General features: G+C 62.6%; 17 protein-coding genes. 9 read left to right on the forward strand and 8 right to left on the reverse strand.

Annotated features, from left to right (window positions below):
- The first annotated feature begins 33 nt into the window (after positions 1-33).
- From PJK54_RS12885 to PJK54_RS12905, 5 genes are all read left to right on the forward strand, one after another.
- Entirely contained in the window at positions 34-1,275 is a 1,242-nt protein-coding gene (locus PJK54_RS12885) for an FAD-dependent oxidoreductase (protein ID WP_271303089.1), read from the forward strand.
- Positions 1,276-1,370: 95 nt separating this feature from the next.
- Positions 1,371-1,682, forward strand: a complete 312-nt coding sequence (locus PJK54_RS12890; RefSeq protein ID WP_271303090.1) for a sarcosine oxidase subunit delta — start codon at positions 1,371-1,373, stop codon at positions 1,680-1,682.
- Positions 1,679-4,687 (forward strand): 2Fe-2S iron-sulfur cluster-binding protein, encoded by a 3,009-nt coding sequence (locus tag PJK54_RS12895; protein WP_271303091.1) that lies wholly within the window; start codon positions 1,679-1,681, stop codon positions 4,685-4,687. Before PJK54_RS12890 ends, PJK54_RS12895 begins: the two co-directional genes overlap by 4 nt.
- Before the next feature lies 1 nt (position 4,688).
- Positions 4,689-5,390 carry a hypothetical protein gene (locus PJK54_RS12900; protein WP_271303092.1) on the forward strand — a complete coding sequence of 234 codons (702 nt, stop codon included), beginning with the start codon at positions 4,689-4,691 and terminating at the stop codon, positions 5,388-5,390.
- Positions 5,391-5,531: 141 nt separating this feature from the next.
- The gene (locus PJK54_RS12905; RefSeq protein WP_271303093.1) at positions 5,532-6,374 is read left to right on the forward strand and encodes an IclR family transcriptional regulator; all 843 of its coding nucleotides are present in this window, start codon (positions 5,532-5,534) and stop codon (positions 6,372-6,374) included.
- Between the two features lie 212 nt (positions 6,375-6,586).
- Here the strand turns inward: PJK54_RS12905 and amt are convergent, their stop codons facing one another.
- From amt to glnT, 8 genes are all read right to left on the reverse strand, one after another.
- Complete coding sequence (gene amt / locus PJK54_RS12910) at positions 6,587-7,933, reverse strand: ammonium transporter (protein WP_271303094.1); 1,347 nt, start codon at positions 7,931-7,933, stop codon at positions 6,587-6,589.
- Between the two features lie 160 nt (positions 7,934-8,093).
- Entirely contained in the window at positions 8,094-9,149 is a 1,056-nt protein-coding gene (locus PJK54_RS12915; protein ID WP_271303095.1) for a heme-dependent oxidative N-demethylase family protein, read from the reverse strand.
- A 39-nt stretch (positions 9,150-9,188) separates the two neighbouring features.
- The gene (locus PJK54_RS12920; protein ID WP_271303096.1) at positions 9,189-10,133 is read right to left on the reverse strand and encodes a PDR/VanB family oxidoreductase; all 945 of its coding nucleotides are present in this window, start codon (positions 10,131-10,133) and stop codon (positions 9,189-9,191) included.
- Positions 10,118-10,804, reverse strand: coding sequence for a dimethylamine monooxygenase subunit DmmA family protein (locus PJK54_RS12925; RefSeq protein WP_271303097.1), 687 nt, complete (start codon positions 10,802-10,804; stop codon positions 10,118-10,120). Before PJK54_RS12925 ends, PJK54_RS12920 begins: the two co-directional genes overlap by 16 nt.
- A gap of 687 nt (positions 10,805-11,491) precedes the next feature.
- On the reverse strand, positions 11,492-12,832 hold the full coding sequence (locus tag PJK54_RS12930) for an FMN-binding glutamate synthase family protein (protein ID WP_077377081.1): 1,341 nt from the start codon (positions 12,830-12,832) through the stop codon (positions 11,492-11,494).
- 14 nt (positions 12,833-12,846) lie between these two features.
- A complete protein-coding gene (locus tag PJK54_RS12935; protein WP_258038285.1) occupies positions 12,847-13,533 on the reverse strand; it encodes a protein glxC in 687 nt (228 codons plus the stop codon).
- Complete coding sequence (locus PJK54_RS12940) at positions 13,533-14,450, reverse strand: class II glutamine amidotransferase (protein ID WP_077377084.1); 918 nt, start codon at positions 14,448-14,450, stop codon at positions 13,533-13,535. The genes PJK54_RS12935 and PJK54_RS12940 overlap by 1 nt, the downstream gene beginning before the upstream one ends.
- 117 nt (positions 14,451-14,567) lie before the next feature.
- Positions 14,568-15,902, reverse strand: a complete 1,335-nt coding sequence (glnT, locus tag PJK54_RS12945; protein WP_271303098.1) for a type III glutamate--ammonia ligase — start codon at positions 15,900-15,902, stop codon at positions 14,568-14,570.
- 674 nt (positions 15,903-16,576) lie between these two features.
- Between glnT and PJK54_RS12950 the strand changes: the two genes are divergently transcribed.
- The 4 genes from PJK54_RS12950 (at position 16,577) to PJK54_RS12965 (ending at position 21,253) form a co-directional block, all read left to right on the forward strand.
- Positions 16,577-17,722 (forward strand): aminomethyltransferase family protein, encoded by a 1,146-nt coding sequence (locus PJK54_RS12950; protein ID WP_271303099.1) that lies wholly within the window; start codon positions 16,577-16,579, stop codon positions 17,720-17,722.
- Positions 17,723-18,051: 329 nt separating this feature from the next.
- Positions 18,052-18,759, forward strand: a complete 708-nt coding sequence (locus tag PJK54_RS12955; RefSeq protein ID WP_136937973.1) for a helix-turn-helix domain-containing protein — start codon at positions 18,052-18,054, stop codon at positions 18,757-18,759.
- Positions 18,760-18,823: 64 nt separating this feature from the next.
- Entirely contained in the window at positions 18,824-19,252 is a 429-nt protein-coding gene (locus PJK54_RS12960) for a GNAT family N-acetyltransferase (protein ID WP_271303100.1), read from the forward strand.
- Positions 19,253-19,777: 525 nt separating this feature from the next.
- On the forward strand, positions 19,778-21,253 hold the full coding sequence (locus PJK54_RS12965) for a sodium:solute symporter family protein (RefSeq protein WP_271303101.1): 1,476 nt from the start codon (positions 19,778-19,780) through the stop codon (positions 21,251-21,253).
- Positions 21,254-21,306: the final 53 nt, after the last annotated feature.

Raw genomic sequence — 21,306 nt, forward strand, 5'->3', positions numbered from 1 at the left:
TAGAGGTACGCCTGCGCGTACCGGGAGTCACCGATGCCCTTTTCCCTGCTCAAGTACGGCCTGTCCTCCGAGTATCCGGCCGAAGTCGACCTCCCCCCGCCAACGGAGCTGAAGTCCCGCTACGACGTGGTCATCATCGGCGGCGGCGGGCACGGCCTGGCCACCGCCTACTATCTGGCCAAGTATCACGGCATCACCAATATCGCCGTGCTGGAAAAGGCCTACCTGGGCAGTGGCAACACCGCGCGCAACACCGCGGTGATTCGCTCCAACTACCTGACGCCGGAAGGCGTGCGCTTCTACAGCGAATCGGTGCGCATGTTCCAGGGACTGTCCAACGAGTTCGACTACAACATCATGTACTCGGAACGCGGCCAACTGACCTTCGCGCATACCGACTCCACTGTGCGGGCCTTCCGCCAGCGGGCCGAGGTCAACACCCACTTCGGTGGGCGCACCGAGATGCTGGATCGCCAGCAGATCCGCGAGCTGGTACCGAGCCTGAACCTGGACCCCGGCCACCTGCCGGTCATGGCGGGCCTGTGGCATATCGATGGCGCCACTGCGCGGCACGATGCCGTCGCCTGGGGATATGCCAAGGAGGCCGCCAAGCGCGGTGTCGAGATCCACCAGCTCACCGAGGTACAGGACCTCGTGGTCGAAGGCGGCAAGATCCGCGCGGTGAAGACCAATCGCGGCACCGTGCAATGTGGCTGCGTGGTGCAGGCGGTGGCCGGGCACAGCTCGGTGCTCGCCAGCAAGGCCGGCTTCACCATGCCTATCATCAGCTATCCGCTGCAGGCCATGGTCACCCAGCCGTTCAAACCGTTTCTCGATCCGCTCGTCAGCTCCTCGGCCCTGCACTGCTACGTGCAGCAGACCAGCCGTGGCGAGGTGGTGTTCGGCGGTGGCTCCGACCCCTACCCGCTCTACAACACCCGCTCGACGCTGGACCTCAAGGAAAGCCTGATCGCCGCGGCGCTGGAGATGTTCCCCTTCCTGTCCCAGGCCCGCCTGATGCGCCAATGGGCAGGCACGACCGACATGACGCCGGACTACAGCCCGATCATGGGCGAAAGCCCCGTCGAGAATTACTACCTGGATGCCGGCTGGGGCACCTGGGGCTTCAAGGCGACGCCGATCTGCGGCAAGACCATGGCCGAGCTGGTCGCCTCCGGCGGCAAGACCCCGGACCTCATCGCCCCCTTTGCGCTGGAACGCTTCGCGCGCTTCCGTCAGGTCAACGAGATGGGCGCGACTGCCGCCAGCCACTGACGCCTCGCGATGGCTCGACCTACAAGGCTCGATGACTGCCCGGGAATGCGCACCCCACGCTGGATGTACAAGAACAACGGTCAAGGATTTCCGCGATGAAGATCATGCCCTGCCCACTCAATGGGCCCCGAAATATCAGCGAATTCGTGTATGGCGGCGAGCTTGCCGACATGCCAGACCCCGATACCTGCAGTGATCGCGAGTGGGCCGACTACGTCTTCTTCAGCGACAACACCGCCGGTGTCGTCACCGAATGGTGGATGCACGCCGCCTCCAGCTACTGGTTTCTCGCCGAGCGTCACACCGTGACCGACGAGATCCTGCGCACCTTCGATCCCTCCGAGCGCTTCACCCAGCGCGTGGAGTTTCCACTGCACACCACGGACAGCTCGGGAGAACACGCATGAACGCCAGAGTCCCCATGACCCGAGGCGCCCGTCTGCCGGCCCCGCTGGGCCGACTGATCGACCGTGACACGCCGGTGACCTTCAGCTTCGATGGTGTGAGCTACCAGGGCTTTGCCGGCGACACCATCGCCAGCGCCCTGGCCGCCAATGGCCGCTGGCTTCTGTCGCGCTCCTTCAAGTATCACCGCCCGCGTGGCGCCCTGACCTTCGCCGGCCAGGATGCCAACACCCTGGTGCAGTTGCCGGATGAGCCCAACGTGCTGGGCGATGAGCGCCAGATCAGCCCGGGGCTTGAAGTCACCGCCCAGAACGTCTCTGGCAGCCTGGACAACGACCGCGACATGCGCTTGGGCAAGTTCTCGAAATTCATGCCGGTGGGCTTCTATTACCGCGCCTTCTACAAGCCCAAGGGCGCCTGGAAGTACTGGGAGCCGCTGATTCGTCGCAAGGCCGGGCTCGGGACCCTGAATCTGGACGTGCGTGGCGACTATCACGACAAGGCCTATCTGTTCCACGACGTGATGGTGGTAGGCGCCGGCCCGGCGGGCATGACGGCGGCGCTTGGGGCTGCCGAGGGTGGCGCGAGCGTGCTGCTGGTCGAACAGGGCCGTCTGCTCGGCGGCGCCTTGACCTATGCGCGCTTCGACGCCGAAGGCATTGAGGCCAACCAGACACTGCAGACGCTGAGCGCGGCCGTCACGGCGCATCCGCGCATCGACGTGATGACCGAAGCGACCTGCAATGCCTGGTTCACGGACAACTACCTGCCGGTGATCCGCGGCAAGCGCCTCTACAAGGTGCGCGCCAAGGAATGCATTCTCGCCAGCGGCGCCTTCGATCAGCCGGTGGTATTTCGCAACAACGACCTGCCGGGCATCATGCTCGCCAGTGCCGCCCAGCGCCTGATGCAGCACTATGGCGTGTTGCCGGGCAATCAAGGCGTGGTGATCACCGGCAGCGATGATGGCTATCTGGCCGCGCTGGACCTGATGGAGCACGGCGTCAACATCGTCGCGCTGCTCGACATGCGCGCCCAGCCCGATGAGGCAAGCCTTGCCGATGCGGTGCGCCACTGCGGCATCGCCCTGAAGCTCGAGCACGCCATCTATGATGCGCAGGCGGAGAAGTCGCTGCATCACGTCACGGGCGTCGAGGTACGCAAGATCATCGCGCGCGGCGAACTGGCCACCGAGGGAGAGGTGATCCCCTGTGATCTGGTCTGCATGACGGCGGGCTACATGCCGGTCTACCAGCTGGCCTGTCAGGCGGGCGCCAAGCTCTCCTATCTAGATGACGATGCGCGTTTCAGCCTCAGCGGCCTGCCGAAACATTTGCACATGGCAGGCTCCGCCAATGGCCTCTATCACCTCAAGGACGTGATCGCCGATGGTCAGCGTGCCGCGAGCGCCGCCCTGAACGGGCTTGCCGCGGCAGGCAAGGTCGTGGATGCCACGCTTGAGGCGAATGAGCCGGCGGCCGTCACGCCGTCAGGCCCCTTCCGTCAGCATGGCTGGCCGCTGTTCGCGCACCCCAAGGGCAAGGAGTTCGTCGATCTGGACGAAGACCTGCAGATTCGCGACATCCTCAATGCCACCCGCCATGGCTATCGCGACATCCAGCTGGTCAAGCGCTTCTCGACACTGGGCATGGGTCCGTCCCAGGGCCGTCACTCGGCACTGCCGGCCGCGCGTCTGGTCGCGGAGGCCACACAGCGCAGCGTCAGCGAGACCGGCGTGACCACCGCGCGCCCGCCCTTCGTGGCCGAACCGCTGCCGCTGCTGGCCGGTCGCAGCTTCGACCCCTACCGCCAGACACCGATGCATCAGCGCCATCTAGCTCTCGGTGCCAGCATGATGCCGGCCGGCCACTGGGCGCGCCCGGCCTTCTATGGCCGCCCCGAGCAGCGCAATGACGCCATGCAGACCGAGGCGCTGGCCGTGCACAACGGCGTGGGCCTGATCGATGTCTCGACCCTCGGTGGCATCGAGCTGCGCGGGCCGGATGCCGCCGAGCTGCTCAACCGCCTCTACACCTTCGCCTTCCTCAAGCAGCCGGTGGGTCGCACGCGCTACGCCACCATGGCCAACGAGCAAGGCGTGATCATCGACGATGGCGTCTCGTGCCGCCTCGGTGAGGAACACTTCTATGTCACCGCCACCACCAGCGGCGTGGACCGGGTCTACCAGCAGATGCTGAAGTGGAATGCCCAGTGGCGACTCGATGTCGATATCACCAACGTCACCGCCGCTTACTGCGCCGTCAATCTGGCCGGGCCCAAGGCCCGCGAGGTGCTGAGCAAGGTGTGCCGCGACATCGACCTGAGCCCCCAGGCCTTCCCCTATCTGGAGCTGCGCACCGGCCATCTCGAGACCGAATTGCTGGGCACGCAGGGCAGGATTCCCGCCCGCCTGCTGCGGGTCGGCTTCGTCGGTGAACTGGGCTACGAGATCCACGTGCCGAGCCGTTTCGGCGAAGCGCTGTGGGACCTGCTGATGCTGGCAGGCGAGCAGGCCGACATCCGCCCCTTCGGTGTCGAGGCCCAGCGTCTGCTGCGTCTCGAAAAAGGTCACATCATCATCGGGCAGGATACCGATGGCATGAGCCATCCCGGCGAGATCGGCCTTGAGTGGGCAGTCAGCCACAAGAAGCCCTTCTGTGTCGGCCGTCGTGCGATCGAGATTCTTGCCGCCCAGCCCCAGACCCGCAAGCTGGTCGGCTTCATGCTGCCCAAGGACAGCCCGCAACCGCTGGAAGGTCAGCTGGTGCTCAGCGGCGGGAAGCAGAGCGCCGACGCCGCCAAGCCCGGTGGCGACATCACCGGCAACGTGACCTCGTGTGAATACAGCGCGACGCTGGGTGCCATCATCGGCCTGGCCTACGCTGGAATCGACAGCAGTACGCCCGGCAGCAAGATCACCATCCGCACCCAGGGCGACGTACTGGTCCAGGCCGAGGTCGTGGCACTGCCCTTCTTTGATCCCAAGTCTGCCCGCCAGGAGCTGTGAAATGACGACATCAATGACGGACCATCTGGATGGCGCCACGGCGTTGGCGCGCTGTGCACTGCCGGTAAGCCTCACTGGCGCGTCGACAACCGACGCATCAAGTGATTCGGTGACGGCAACCGTTCTCAGCCACTGCGCACTCGCCGACATGAGCGCCCTGGGACGCGCAGGCGTTCGCGGCCGCGAGGCCGCCGACTGGCTGGGCGCGCTGGGCTTCACGGTACCGGATACGCCCAATACGGCAAGGCTCCAGACGGATGGCAGCTGGCTGGTCAGGCTGTCAGTGGGCGAGTTTCTGCAACTGACGCCGGCCATCACTCCCGATGCGGGCGTGGCCGACCTGCCGCTCATCGCGCAGGCGGATGACGCACTGGCCCGGGGCAGGCGCGTGCATTCCCTCCCACGGCGGGATTCCCACGCCTGGTTCAGCCTGAGTGGCAGCAGCGTACCGTCGCTGATGGCCAAGCTGTGCGGGGTGGACCTGCGCAGTGAGACCTTCCCGCCCGGGAGCGTCGCCCAGACGTCAGTGGCACGCACCAACGCGATCATCGTCAACGTGGGAAGCCATCAGTGCCCCTGCTTCCACCTGCTGTTCGACATCGCCTCCAGCCACTATCAGTGGGGCGTCATGCTCGATGCCATGCACGAATACTCGGGGCAGACCGTGACAGCCGCTGCCCTGCTGGCCCATCATCACGGCTAGCGATTGCGACGCAACCTTGGCATCCGCTCGCGCATGCCTCTCACGTTGTCACCCGCTCCCCGTCGTCGTCTGAGTTCCAGGCAGCGACGGGGAGACTGCGTTTCACCTACGGCTCGCCATACGCAGCAAAAGGAACCAGGTATGCCCGATTCCCACGCCTCGCTCCCTTCCGGGCAGGAGGTCGTGACCGATGACCCATCGCTCTCGACCGCGCCTGCTCGCGAGAATGATTACACCGTGCCGGCGCTGTTTCGCGGGCTGAGAATCCTCGAGATGTTCAGCAGCAGGCGCAAGGTGCTGACCACCAATGACTTCGCCGAGGAACTGGGCACCACCAATTCGGCCATCTATCGTATCGTCATCACCCTCACCGACATGGGCTATCTCAAGAAGATCGCTCGCAACACCTATGAACTGGGGCCACAGGTCATCTCGCTGGGCTTCAGCTATCTGGCCAGTCGTGACCTGGTCGAGGTAGTGGCACCCCACCTGGACACCCTGCGCGACCAGACCACCATGTCATGTCACCTGAGCGTGCGTGAGGGCACGGATGCCATCTATCTCTACCGCGCCTTCGCCGCACAGCGCATGTCGGTCAACATCCCCATCGGCTCCCGTCTGCCGTGTCATGTCAGCGCCATGGGGCGCATCCTGCTCACGGTGCTGGGCGAGGATGAACTGCAGCAGCTCTATCGTCAGATCCGTCTGGATGACTACCCACCGCCGGCGCCCCAGAACCTGCCGGCCTTGAAGGATGCCATCGAGGAGGCTCGCCGCCAGGGATGGGTGGAAAGTCGTTCCGACTACGCCACCGCCATCGCCACGGGGCTTTATGACCATACCGGTCATCTGGTGGGCGCCATCAATATCTCGGGCCCCGATGCGATGATGGCCGACGAGCGCCGGCGCCTGCTGTTGCGCGGCGCGTTGATGGACTGCGCCCGCCATATCAATCATGAGCTGGGTGGCCTGCACCGCCGCTGACAGGCAGTTTCCGTCTGGTCGCTGCTTGTTCTCCCGGGACGTCCATCATCCCTCTTGTTTCCCCCTCCTTTCCCTATCCCTTGCCCACCCTTTCCCCTTACGCTGCCCCTGGAACACGAGAAGGCCCGCCAATTGGCGGGCCTTCTCGTATCACATGCTGGCGGGGCTCATCACATCAAACTCTGAGACTCCAGCACTTGGGGGGGGCAGGCTCAACGCGCCGCCCCCTTGAGCACCGCAGCCGGGACTGCAGCGCTCGCCTTGCCGGCATGCCCGGACGCAGTGCCTTCTCCCTGTGACGGGGAGGACATGTTGACGAACTCCGGGTAGGCCCCCATGCCACATTCGTGCATGTCCATGCCTTCCAGTTCCTCTTCCTCGCTGACACGCAGACCACCACAGACCTTCTTGATCACCAGCAGCGCCACCAAGCTTGCGCCGAACATCCAGGCGAAGATGATCAGCGTGCCCAGGATCTGGGTACCGAACGCGGCGTCCGGATTGGAGAACAGCACTGCCATGATGCCCCACAGGCCGGCGGAGCCGTGTACGGAGATGGCACCGACCGGGTCATCGATCTTGAGACGGTCCAGTCCCACCACCGACAGCACCACGATGATGCCGCCTACCGCACCGACCAGCACCGCAAGGACGGCAGACGGCAGCAACGGCTCGGCGGTGATCGAGACCAGACCGGCCAGGGCACCGTTCATCACCATCGTCATGTCGGTCTTGCCGAACATGGCACGTGACAGCAGCGCCGCGGCCACCATCCCTGCCGAGGCCGCGGCATTGGTGTTGACGAAGATACGCGCCACGCTGTTGGCATCATCGAGACTGGCGATCTTGAGCATCGAGCCGCCATTGAAGCCGAACCAGCCCATCCACAGGATGAACATGCCCAGCATGGCGATCGGCAGATTGGCGCCCGGAATGGCACGTACCTTGCCGTCCACGCCGTAGCGCCCCTTGCGCGGACCGACCAGCAGCACCGCCGCCAATGCCGCCGCCGCGCCCGCCATGTGCACGACCACCGAGCCTGCGAAGTCCTGATAGCCCATCGCATCCAGGAAACCGCCACCCCACTTCCAGTAGCCTTCCACCGGATAGATGACCGCGACCATCACCACCGCGAAGATCAGAAACGGCCACAGGCGCATGCGTTCCGCCACGGCCCCCGAGACGATGGACATGGTCGCGGCGGCAAACACCGCCTGGAAGATGAAGTCCGCCATGGTGGAGTAATAGGCCGCCCCTTCGCCAACACTGATGTCGCTGAGGGTATTGTCAGCGCCGAGCATGAACGACAGCCCCGGAATCACGCTGCTGATGGCGTTGTCACCGGGATACATCACATTGTAGCCCACCACTAGGAACACCAGACAGGCGATGCCGTAGAGCAGCGCATTCTTGGTCAGGATCTCGACGGTATTCTTGGAGCGCACCAGCCCGGATTCCAGCATCGCGAAGCCGCAGGCCATGAACATGACCAGCGCGGTACACATCAGGAAGTAGAACGTATCCAGCGCGTAGCTGAGTTGCAGCACATCGATATTCACCAGCGTTTCCCCTTTGTTGTTATCCGCAAGCGCTGTGGTCAGTGGCTTGCGATCCATTCCCTATCACGCCCTCGGCGCCGAGAGCGGTTGGCCGAGAGCTCTTTATCAAGATCTCTTTATCAGGAGCTGTCTGCCAGAAGCAGCTTGCCGAGAGCGTGGCCTAGACCGCTGCCTGCGCTGTCGCTTCGGCCTTGGCCGCAACGCTTGCCTCGCGGGCTTCCAGCCACTCGAGCACGCTGGGCAGATAGCGCGTCAGTCCCTTGTAGTCGATCAGCTCCGGCGGCAGCGTATGCAGCACCTTCAGCAGACGCGTCTGCCAGACCGGGTTGGTACACAGGTCCTCGAGGCTGATCAGATAGGTGCGGATACCGAAGAACAGCGCATGACTGCGCGGCATGCGCACCAGCGTCTGCAGCTCGACGCGTAGATGCACATCACGACCGGCGTTTTCGGCGGTGATGGTGGTGCGATCACTGCCCCACTCGGCATAGGTCTCCGGGGAGCTGTCCATGCGCGGATGGATGGTCATGGTCCAGTTGAGGCGTCGCACCGGCCCGCCGACCTGGATGGCGCACAGGTATTTGAGCGCGCGATCGAACACGCCCATCTCATGCGCCAGCGGCACCGGACCATGCCACTGCTTGAAGCTCATGCCGGCATCGAAGGCCAGTGACCAGTCCGCCGGACAGGTGATCATGCCGGCGTCCATGAAGAGGTCACCGTCGCGCTGGTCGAGCAGCGCGATATCGCCCTGCATCTGACGGCCGATATAGTCCAGTGGCGGCAGTGGCAGGCTGGTGTCATCACCCATGCAAAAGGCCTGCTCCAGCCCCAGCAGATGGTTGCGCCACACGCAGTCATCGCCGTCGCGCTCGAAACTGAAGGCCTGCGGATAGTCCCGGGCGTAGTGCGTCATCACGAATTCGAGAAAGTCCCAGGCTGCCGGCTGCATGTGTGGCATCACCAGGCAGCGTCTGGGGTCCTTGGCCAGCACCCGCTCACGCTCGGCGATCTCGCTCAGGTAGTGCTCATCGATATCCAGCATGTGCTCGGTGATGGAGCCCGGCTTGCCCGGCAAGACATGCGGCTCGATATTGACCGAGTAACGGTACTCATCTTCCGGGAACGGGAAGGGAAAACGCTGGATGGCGTAGTCAGAATTCTTGAAGGTGAACTGACCATGGAACGCCTGGTCATCTCGCGGGGAAAATTGCATGTTCCTGCTCCTTGGGGGTCCATCTCGCGAAAGACGGTTTCAGAGATCCAGCACCAGCCGCTGGCTGCGTGCCCGGGAAACGCAGGGCATCACGCAGCGCTGACTGGCCCGCTCCTGTTCATCGAGGAAGGCGTCACGGTGTTCCGCCTCTCCCTCCAGCATCTCGACCCGACACTGTCCGCAGACCCCGCCGCGACACAGGCTCGTCACCTCGATACCGCTGCGCTCCAGTGCTTCCAGCAGGGATTCCTGGGCACCGACCGCCACTTCCACGCCGCTGCCACGCGCCACGGCCATGAAGGGAGTCCCCGGCTCCGGGGCGGCAAAGACCTCGTGATGGATGCGCGCGAGACTCCAGTGCAGCTCGCACGCCGCGTCCTTCACGGCATCGATCATGGCCTGCGGGCCACAGAGATAGACGTGCGTGCCGGCGGGCTGACGCGCCAGCAAGGCCTTCAGATTCGGACGCTCGAGACGGTGCTGGGTGATGTTGCCACTCGCCAGATAGGGCGCGGCCTCCGGGAAGCGGGCGACGTCGAGGTCCTGGCTGCGCAGGTGCAGCTCCCAGCTGGCGCCACGACTCTCCAGCTCCGGCAGGTAAGAGAGAAACGGCGTGATGCCGATGCCGCCTGCCAGCATCAGGTGATGGCGCGCCTGCCAGTGCGGCAGAAAGAGGTTGGCCGGCGGGCTGAGTTCCAGCTCGTCCCCGACCTTGACGCGGGAATGGATGGCTTCGGAGCCCCCACGCGAGACCGGCTGACGACGCACCGCGATGCAGTACTGCGAGGGATCATCCGGCGGGCTGATCAATGAATAGGCGTTGCGACACACCCGCCCTTCTCCTGGAATGCCCAGCACCACATGACTGCCCGGCGAGAACGGCGTGAAGGGTGAGGCCTCATCGGCAGGCACCAGAGTGAGACGGCGCACGCTGCTGCTGAGCTGATCGACCGCGGCGACCCGCGCCTTCATGAAGCGAGACATGGTGCCACCTCCTCCTGTGGGGGAATCTCTCCCGGCGCTTCCGCATCGATTCGCACGCCCATGTAGGCGCCGAGACGCTTGGAAAAATGATCACGCACTTCCAGCATCAGGCCGCAGCCATCACAGGCTGACGGCGAGTGAATGACGTGCTCACTGACCTGCTGGCAGTGCACGCAGAACACATGCCGCCCCAGGGCAGCCACCGGCAGCATCACCATGTCATCCAGCAACAGTCCCTGCTGCTGAGCCAGATTGGCGACCTGCCACACGAAATGCTCACTGCCGATGATGACCAGACACCCCGCGACACCGATCTCGCTGATGGCGCCGACCAGTGCGTCGCAGGCCTTCGGGCGGTCATCGACGTCGTACCAGCGATGCAGGCGGGCGCTGTCGGCGGGCCCCGTGGGCAACGCCTCTGTTGCCGGAGCGGATTGCACGGCGCCTCCCACCTCGCGGCTACCGAGCTGCCCCAGCAGCGTACTGATCAGCTGACAATGCATCTGCAGTTGCTGACGGGCGTTGCCCGCCGCCTCTCCAGTGCCTGGCAGGCTCTCGGGAGACTGGCATGCCACCAGATACCGTTGGGCATCGGGCAGCGCCTCGATGCGTGGATAGTGTTGCCGACTTCGAATCCCGGCAGTGACAGAGGATGATTGCGGGCTTTTCATGACACGACCCTGCTCTGAGAAATTGTCCTTGTTGTAATGCCGCCGTCTTGACGATGACGTGCATCCGACTACCACTCAATTTCTTGAGCATATTTCGTGCCATTGATGGCAAAATCATTACCCCGCATGCCCGGCAAAATCGTCTGAAAACCCCATTTCACATATGAACAATCAATAGAGGTATTCACGCACCAAAACAGAACACAAAGCTCATGAATATCGGCTTGCATTCACCATTATTGCCCTGACCCAACCTCACCTCATAAGCCAATCGCTACGCCTGACATATTTCTCATTTAATGTCTTCAAGATGCTGAAAGAATGGAAAAACTTTATCTTGGGAGAATCACGATCTCACAATCGACACGACACTACGCGCTTCTCCACCGTCAGCATTCTGATGCACTTTCGCTTGCATGATATTGGCCTTTTTCCTTGATTGTACTCACCACCAAAGAAAGCGCCTCACCGAAGGGTGAGGCGCTTTGATAACTCAATATCGTCAGGTCATATTTTTCTACATCAACCGGAGCAGAGTTCTTGTCATTGCGACATTTTGCCTGGACAACATTGCGGCGATCTTGCTGACAAAAGGCTTCGCAGCTTTGCCATGACAATCATGCGCAATGGCAGCCATGCACGATCGCTCTCATGCGCAATGGCACACGCACGATAGAGATCGTGCCATCAGTAACCGCCCTGGCCCGGCACCCAGTTGGTGCCCGCCAACGGCACCCGGGCCATGGCCGCGGCTTCCACATTCAGGGCGACCAGATCTTCCGGCTCCAGATGATGCAGGTGTGACTTGCCACAGGCACGTGCCAGGGTCTGGGCTTCCAGCGTCAGCACGCGCAGGTAGTTGGCCAGACGCTTGCCGGCCGCGACCGGGTCCAGTCGCTGGCTCAGCTCCGGGTCCTGGGTGGAGATACCGGCCGGACACTTGCCATCCTGGAAATCGTCATAGAAACCGGCGGCGGACCCCAGCTTCTGATACTCCTCGGCGTAACGCGGATGGTTGTCGCCCAGCGCGATCAAGGCGGCGGTACCGATGGCCACGGCGTCGGCACCCAGCGCGATCGCCTTGGCGACATCGGCGCCGTTGCGAATCCCGCCGGAGACGATCAGCTGCACTTCACGATGCAGGCCCATTTCCTGCAGTGCCTGAGTGGCCTGGGGGATGGCGGCCATGGTCGGAATGCCGACATGCTCGATGAAGACATCCTGGGTGGCGGCGGTGCCGCCCTGCATGCCATCCAGCACGATGACATCCGCGCCCGCCTTCACCGCCAGCTTGACGTCGTAGTAGGTGCGGGTCGCGCCGATCTTGACGTAGATCGGCACCTGCCAGTCGGTGATCTCGCGCAGCTCGGCAATCTTGATCGCCAGGTCATCCGGGCCGGTCCAATCCGGGTGGCGACAGGCGCTGCGCTGGTCGATGCCCTGTGGCAGCGTACGCATGCCCGCGACCCGCTCGGAAATCTTCTGCCCCAGCAGCATGCCGCCACCGCCGGGCTTGGCGCCCTGCCCGAGCACGACTTCAATCGCATCGGCCTTGCGCAGGTCGTCCGGGTTCATGCCGTAGCGCGACGGCAGGTACTGATAGACAAGGCGCGAGGACTGGCCGCGCTCTTCCGGGGTCATACCGCCATCGCCGGTAGTGGTGGAGGTGCCGATTTCCGAGGCGCCACGCCCCAGGGCTTCCTTGGCCTGGGCGGACAGGGCCCCGAAGCTCATGCCGGCGATGGTGACCGGCGTGCTGATGACCACCGGCTTCTTGGCATGACGCGTGCCGAGCACGACTTCGGTCTCGCACTTCTCGCGATAGCCTTCCAGCGGGTAGCGCGACATGCTGGCGCCGAGGAACAGCAGGTCGTCGAAATGCGGCACCTTGCGCTTGGCGCCCCAGCCACGGATATCGTAGATTCCCGTCTCCGCCGCGCGCTGGATCTCGTGAATGACATCGCGGCCGAAGGTGGCGGATTCCCGCAGTGCCGGGTTGTAAGGCTGTGTTTGAGTTTCGTCAGTCATGTTGGGCATCCTGATCAGTAGGCTGAGGCGTTGTCGACCTTGAAGTGATAGAGCTGACGCGCAGATCCATAACGCGTGAAGCTGGCCGGGTCTTCATCGATTCCGGCACTCGCCAGCAACTCCGCCAGTTCTTCCAGGTGCTCGGCACGCATGTCCTTGGCGATGCAGTCCGCGCCCAGCGATGCGACCGTGCCCTTCACGTAGAGTCGCGCTTCATAGAGCGAATCGCCGAGGCCTTCACCGGCGTCGCCGCAGACCACCATGCGTCCCGCCTGGCCCATGAAGGCACTCATGGCCCCGATGTTGCCCTTGACGACGATATCGACGCCCTTCATCGAGATGCCGCAGCGCGCCGAGGCGTTGCCTTCGATGATCAGCAGGCCGCCGTGGGCGGTCGCGCCCGCGGACTGGGAAGCATCGCCCTTGACCCGCACGCAGCCGGACATCATGTTTTCCGCCACCCCCACCCCGGTATTGCCGTGGATGGTGATGCTGGCCTTCTGATTCATGCCCGCGCAGTAGTAGCCCGCGTGGCCATCGATATCGACACTGATGTCATCATTGATACCGCAGGCGATGTTGTGGGCGCCGTCGGAGTTGACCACTCGCCACTCGCGCGCGTCCTTCAGGGTATCGGCATCGTGCAGGGCCTGGTTCAATTCGCGCAGCCCATCAACGGCCAGATCGTGAGTCTTCATCATTACGCGGCCTCCGAACGGGCGGTGTCTTTTTCCCACAGATACAGGCGGCCGGGTTCCGGCTCCCACACGCGGGCATCCTTGATGCCCGGCAGACTGGCCAGGGCGCGGTATTCCGAGGCCATGGCCACGTAGTCATCGGTCTCGGCGATCACGGCAGGCTTGCAGGCGATCGGATCACGTACCACGGCGAAGCCATCACGCGTGCCAATGGTGAAGGTGAAGAAGCCATCAAGGTCCTTCAGGGCGCCGGTGATTGCGGCTTCCAGACTGTCGCCCTGCTCCAGACGCCAGGTCAGGTAGCCGGCGGCGACTTCGGAATCGTTGTCGGTCTCGAAGCTGATGCCTTCACGCTTGAGCTTGGTGCGCAGCCAGTTGTGGTTGGACAGCGAGCCGTTGTGGACCAGGCACAGGTCACGCCCGGTGGAGAACGGGTGGCTGCCCTGCAGGGTCACGGCGCTTTCGGTCGCCATGCGGGTATGGCCGATGATGTGGCTGCCCTGCATGCCCTTGAGGCCATAGAGGCTGGCGATATGGGCCGGCAGGCCCACCGCCTTGAGGATCTCGATGCTCTGCCCCACGCTCAGCACGCGAATCTGCGGGGCGCTGTCGGCAAGCCAGCCGCGCACGGCACTTTCTTCTCCGGCGATCTTGAATACCGCGACACTGGCATTGCTGAACCAGTCCGCCACCGTGCCGACCTGCTCGCCCAGGCCCTTGGCGATCGCCTCCCAATCCTCATCGGCACCATCGCTTTGCAGCGTCAGTTTGATGCCAGCGTCAAATTCGTCGCCATAGATGGCGAAGCCGGCGCTGTCCGGGCCGCGATCGGTCATCGCGATCAACATCGGCTCGAACAGCTCCCCCAGGCGCGATTCCAGCGCCGGGTTCTTGAGATAAAGCCCTACGATTCCACACATGGTGATGTCCTCTCACGGGCAGGAGGCGTCTCCTGCCTGATGTCTTGAACGTGGTGGTGACAGTGGCGACCCTCGTCTGGCATGACCCGCGAGATCCGCGAGCGCCGCCGGATGAGATCAGAAGAATTCGGCGTAGCGCTGGACTTCCCAGGCACTGACCTGTGCGTTGTAATCCAGCCATTCCTCGCGCTTGAGGCGCATGAACTCGGCGCAGATTCCCTCGCCCAGGCTCTCGCGCAGAATGCTGTCCGCCTCGAGCGCATCGATGGCCAGGGCCAGATTCTGCGGCAGCGTCTCGATGCCCTTCTCGGCACACTCGCTCGGGGTCAGCGAGTAGAGATTGATGTTGTGGGGCGTGCCCGGGTCCAACTTGCGCGCCACGCCATCCAGCCCCGCCGCGATGATGGCGGCGTGCACGAGATAGGGGTTGCAGCCGGCGTCCGGCAGGCGGAACTCGAGGCGACCGTAAGGCACACGCACCATGGCCGAGCGGTTGTTGTCCCCGTAGGCGATGAAGACCGGCGCCCAGGTCGCGCCGCTGGTGCTGCCACCCCCGACCAGACGCTTGTAGGAATTGACGGTCGGCGCGGCAAAGGCACACAGCGCCGGGGCATGCGCCAGCAGACCACCGAGGAAGTGGTACGCCAGCGACGACAGGCCCATGCCCTGGGCGTCGGAATCATCGCCGAACAGGTTGCGTCCGGTGTCATCACATACGGACAGGTGGAAGTGCATGCCATTGCCCGGGCGGTCCGCCAGCGGCTTGGGCATGAAGGAGCACACCATGCCCAGGTCATTGGCGATCTCGCCGGCGGCCATGCGCACGAAGGTGAAGCGGTCTGCCGAGGTCAGCGCATCGCTGTAGGTGTAGTTGATCTCGAACTGGCCGTTGGCGTCCTCGTGATCGATCTGGTAGACGTCGAAGTCCACCGCCTGCAGCGATTCGACCAGACGTTCGAGGAATTCACGCGAACGCGACAGGCCCTTGTAGTCGTAGCAGGGCTTGGCGAGGGTATCGCTCTCGTCCACCGGCAACAGCTCACCCGCTTCCCCCCGGCGGAACAGCGAGAATTCCGGCTCCAGCCCGCTATTGAGCGTCCAGCCCTTCTCCTTCAGGCGCTCCAGCTGCTTGAGCAGCACCACGCGGCTGTCGTTGGCGAACGGTTGCCCATTGACGTAGCCATCACAGGCCATGCGCGCATAACCCGGCTGCCACGGCACCAGCGACAACGAGCTCAGATCACCCCGCGCCATGAAGTCCGGCCCCTCCGGCGACATGCCGAGACCACTGACGGCGAAGCCGGCAAAGCCGGCGCCCTTCTCGACCACATCCATCAGGCAATTGGCCGGCACGGACTTGGTCTTGGCGGCGCCGTGAATATCCACGAACTGCGCCAGCAGATAGCGAATGTCGTGATCCTTGATGAACTGTTGCGCGTTTTCGGGTGACATCTGGGTTTCCTCTGAGAGCGGACCGGGTTCCATCTCCCTCGACACTGTCTGCCACCCCGGGAAACCTGACCCCTTGTGGTGACTCGCCACGTCAAGATAGCGGATGAAACGAGTTTTTGTGATTCCTGCTGGTCAACTTTATTTCCCCCAAAGAAAAGCATGCAGCATGCCATTTCGCCAGCTGCTGCCCAGAACTTTTCATCAACTTCCTGTTTTGCTTGGAAATTTATTTTCCAAGCTCGTTTTACCCCACAGGAAATGCCAAGTGATCCTGAGTGAATTCCTGCTCGTTTCTCGAAATAGGCATCATTTCGGTGCCCAAAGCCCTCTCTTCGCACCAGCATGACGCAAAACGCTAATATTCACGCCCGAATTCGTGCTGCCAATCGGCGCCTGACTCGTTCAAGGGCTGCCGTGGCCATGGCCTTTGACGGAATTGGCAAGCCCCTTGCTTAACCATGAGGAATGTTTATTTCCTTTCAAGAATCGACACTCATGCGATCAGGCAAGGCAAGCAGCAGGCACAAGCCCTTGTGAAGCGCCTGAAGAGGCAACAGAACAACAACACCTCCTGCGGCGAATGCGCGTCTTGCGCGCCATCTCCGCCAGCACCAGCAGGACTACGGCACCACCCACTTACGCTAGGCAGCACGACTCACAGGAGAAAGGGACGCATGGCGAATTCATGGCGCATCTCGGCATTGGCCGAACAACACCGCAAGCTGGGCGCGGAGCTGGAAGACTGGAATGGCATGGGCACTGCCTGGAATTACGCCGTCTCGGACACGGCCGATGACCACGAGACCATCCGCACCCGCGCCGGTCTGATGGATGTCTCGGGACTCAAGAAGATCCACTGCAATGGCCCGCACGCCCAGGCCGTGCTGGATTACGTCACCACGCGGGACATGTCCAAGCTGTATCCGGGCAAATCGGTGTATGCCAGCGTCTTGAATGAGGCCGGCAAGTTCGTCGACGACTGCATCGTCTATTGCCTGGCGCCGAACTCCTACCTCGTGGTGCACGGCACGGGCACCGCGAATGAAATGCTGGCCAAGAGTGCCCTGGGACGCGCCGTCAGCCTGACCTTCGATGACGACATGCATGACATGTCACTGCAGGGGCCGGTCGCGGTGGATTTTCTGGAGCGTCATGTGCCGGGCATCCGTGAGCTGCGTTACTTCCACCATCTGCAGACCCAGCTGTTCGGCTACCACGTGATGATCTCGCGCACCGGCTACACCGGCGAGCGTGGCTACGAGATCTTCTGCAAGGCCAAGGACGCTCCCTCTCTGTGGGAACAGATTCTCGAAGATGGCGCCGACATGGGCATCAAGCCGTGCAGCTTCGGCACCCTTGACTGGCTGCGGGTCGAGAGCCACCTGCTGTTCTACCCGGCGGACAATTCCGAAACCTACCCGTATCCCGACCAGCCGGTGGGCGACACCCTGTGGGAGCTGGGCCTGGACTTCACCGTCTCCCCGGGCAAGAGCGAATTCCGTGGCGCCAGCGAACACCTCGCGCTGCAGGGCAAGGAGCGCGTCAAGGTCTATGGCGTGCTGTTGGACTCGAAAGACGTCGCCCAGATCGGTGACAAGATCTACGCCGACGGCAAGTGTGTCGGTGTCATCACCCAAGGCATGTACTCGCGCCTGAGCGATCGCTCCATGGCGCTGGCACGTCTCGAACCCGGCTATGCCGAGCATGGCACTCCGCTGACCCTCAAGACCGGCACTGACGGAGAGACCAGCCTCTCGGCCATCAGCCATTCCCTGCCCTTCGATGATCCGGAAAAGGCCAAGCGACTGGCGCGCGGCTGAGCACACCCACCATGTCGGGCACTGCAAGACCTGCAGTGACAACCGGGTGAAGTGGCAGGACGCATTGCGAACGCAAGACGCAAGAGGCCTCCTCGACGTGACGTCGAGGAGGCCTCTTGCCTCACACCCAGGCCAGGTGATTGAGAAGGACTCTCGAAAGGTACTCCCGCCCCCTTGGCAGACATCAAGGATGAGGGTTGACGGCAAAGTTGGTAATGTCACGCCATACCCCGCTCGCGAGCCGATGCGCCGCATGCCTCACAAGGGCATGCCGCGTCCTCGCCGGCCATCCCCTTCCCATTGCCACCCTCTCCGCTACAGGAGTCATCATGCCGCGAAAATCCCCCGCTCCCTCCGAGAAGTCGGAACAGGACAGCTCCGACACTCTGCCCCGTGAACTAGCGACCGACCCCGCTGCGCAGTCAGAGAGGAAAGACACCATCACGGCGGCAGCCGACGAGACACGCCTGGGACTCGAGCAGCACATCGCGCGCGCGCTCAAGCAGCAGCGAGTCTCGCAGGGCTACAAGATTTCCGACGTCTCGCGTATCGCCGGTGTCAGCCAGGGCATGATCAGCAAGGTGGAGAACGCCCAGGTGTCCACCAGCCTCGATACCCTCAACAAGCTGTGCAATGCCTTGAGCCTGCCGATCTCGAAGCTGTTCAGCGATTACGATGTCAATGGGCGTGGTGCCCAGCACATCAAGGCCGGGCAAGGCATGCAGGTGGTGCGCACCGGCACGGAAGTCGGCCATGCCTATCAACTGTTGAGCTACAAACAAGGCCCCAAGAAGCGCTACGAACCCTTCCTGATCACCATGGATGACGCCAGCGAAGTCTTCCCCAACTTCTGTCATGCCGGGCATGAATTCATCTACCTGCTTTCCGGCAACCTCACCTACCGTCATGGTGACAAGTTCTATGACATGGGACCCGGTGACAGCCTGGCCTTCGATGCCGGTGTGCCGCATGGTCCCGAGAAATTGAACGAGGTACCGATTCAGCTGCTGTCGATCATTCACTACGACGATGAATGAGCCTCTCTGACGAATGAGACCCTCGAACATCCATCATCATCGTCATGGAGACTGGACAACATCAATGAAGATTCGCCTTGCCACACCCAAGGATGCCCTGGGAATTTCACGCGTTGCGTCCGCATTGGGCTATCTGCCCCACGACGATGATGCGTTGATCCTGCAGCGACTGGAGCACCTGTTGGCGTCACGCCATGACCGCATCTGGGTGGCGGAACAGGCGGGCGAAGTGATTGGCTGGCTGCATGCCCAGCATGTCTTTCGTGTCGCTTCAGCCGATTTCATCGAGATACTGGGCCTGTCCGTCGCACAAGAGGCGCAACGACAAGGCGCAGGGCGGGCATTGGCCAGGCAGGCCATTGCCTGGGCAACCGACGAGGCGCTGACCCTGCGGGTTCGCACCCATGAGGCGCGCGATGTCGCCAGGAGATTCTATGCCGCCTGCGGCTTTACGCTAGCCAAGACACAGTGCGTCTTTCAGATGACCCCGTGATTCCGTACGCCTTCCTGACTGAGCTCGCCCACATTCCTGACTGAGCACGCCCCGATTTCATGCCCTGCCATGCCCTGCAGGCCGAAGAAAAAATCGCCTGCCATGACAGCGTTGCGAGACGCGACCTGTATAGCCCTTCATTCCTCTGGCAGTCGTATCGCCTGAATGGCGGCAGAGTTGTCGTCGTTTACTCCAGCTACGGCACCTGTTTTCTGCACGCCGAGGCATGAGGATGACGCCTCTTGCATGACTCCCCTCCCCACGAGAATCTTGCCATCGCGCCGGCATGAGACTTTCGTCCGCCGGTGAAATTTGTTTTTGACAGTGCCTTTTTCTCGGCTAGATTGAGTCGATGTAACGGGTTACATTCGAGGACAAGACATGGTTGCCCCGGTCATGTCCGCTACCTGCCCCACTGCGCCACCCCCGACAATCAGAGGGTCGCTTCAGTCCCTGCTACGCCACGTACGCCCTGCTCCATGCATGACCTTCATAGAACAATCAACAATAAACGGAGACTCGACAATGGCTTGGTACTACTCCTATATCATTGGCTATTTCGTGATCATGTTCGCGATCGGCTACTACTACTTCCGCAAGGTGAAGACCTCTGACAGCTATCTGATTGCCGGCTGGAACATGGGCTACTGGAAGATCACCGGCACCACCATCAGCACCTGGTGTGGCGCGGCAGCCTTCATCGGCTGGATGGGGATGGGCTTTTCCAAGGGGCTCTCCGGCTACTTCATGTTTGCCCTGCCCGGCATCATCGCGAGCCTGATGCTGGTCATCTTCTTCAGCCGCCCGCTGCGTCGCAAGAAGCTCTATACCCTGGCGGACCTGTTCGGGCGCCGCTTCGGCCGCAAAGCCAGTCTGTTTCCCTCGTTCTTCTCGGCCTTCGTCTACTCGGTGCCTGCCACCGCGATCCAGATCATCGGCATGAGCACCATCCTCACCGTGGTGCTGGGGCTGGAGTTCAATACCGCCATCTTCGTGTCCTTTGCGCTGATTCTCGGCTTCACCATTCTGGGCGGCCTTGAAGCGGCCATCGTCACCGATGCCCTGCAGAGTATCCTGCTGATCGCCGGCATCATGGTGCTGGGCTTCACTGCCCTGAGTTATGCCGGAGGGCTGGAACACGCCCTGCTCAATACGCCGATCGAGTTCCTCGCCCCGCTGCCCGAGGGCAAGACGATGGAGGTGGTGACCTTCGCGCTGACGGTGGCGCCGTTCTACCTCGTCTGGCAGTGCACCTGGCAACGCATCTTCGCCTCCGAGAGCGAAGACGTGGCCATCAAGGCCGGCGTATCAGGCTTCTCCATCGTAATGCTGATTTCCTTCCTGCCCTACTGCATCGGCGTACTGGCACGTCAATTCGTGCCGTTGGATACCTCGGCCGACCACGTCTTCTCCTACGTCACCATGCAGTTGCTGCATCCGGCCATCGGCGGGCTGGTCATCGTCGGTCTGCTGGCCGCCCTGATGACCTCGGCGGATTCCTACATCCTGCAGGGCAGCTCCAATCTGGCGCATGATATCTACGGCAACTTCATCAATCGTCAGGCCAACGAGAAGCAGAAGATGGCCTCGGCACGCTTGAGTGTCGTCATCATCAGCGTGCTGGGACTGGGCGTCACCTTCCTGATGACCGACATCATCTCGGCCTACCAGTGGGCGCTGCGCATCTCGGCCACCACGCTGATCTTCCCGTTCTTCGCGGTGATGTTCTGGAAGCATGCGACGTCCCGCGGCTGCATCAGCAGCATGGCGAGCGCACTGAGTGTCACCGCCCTCTGGCCACTGCTGTCGACTGGCATCGACCCCGCCTACCCGGGCTTCCTGACTTCACTGGTCGTGCTGGTGGTCGTCAGCAAGCTGACCCGCCATAGCCCCAGCGAGGATGTCGCGGCCTATTACTGGGATGGTGCTGAGTCACACGCCGCAAGCGCTCTTCCGGACACCGCCAAGCCGGATATCGCATTGGCCTCGAAGGTTGGCTGAGCGACGTCGGATCACCAGGACCGAGAGGCCAGGAAATGGCTCGGGGCTTGTCG

This window comes from Cobetia sp. MMG027 (genome assembly GCF_027947415.1).
Taxonomy (GTDB): domain Bacteria; phylum Pseudomonadota; class Gammaproteobacteria; order Pseudomonadales; family Halomonadaceae; genus Cobetia; species Cobetia marina.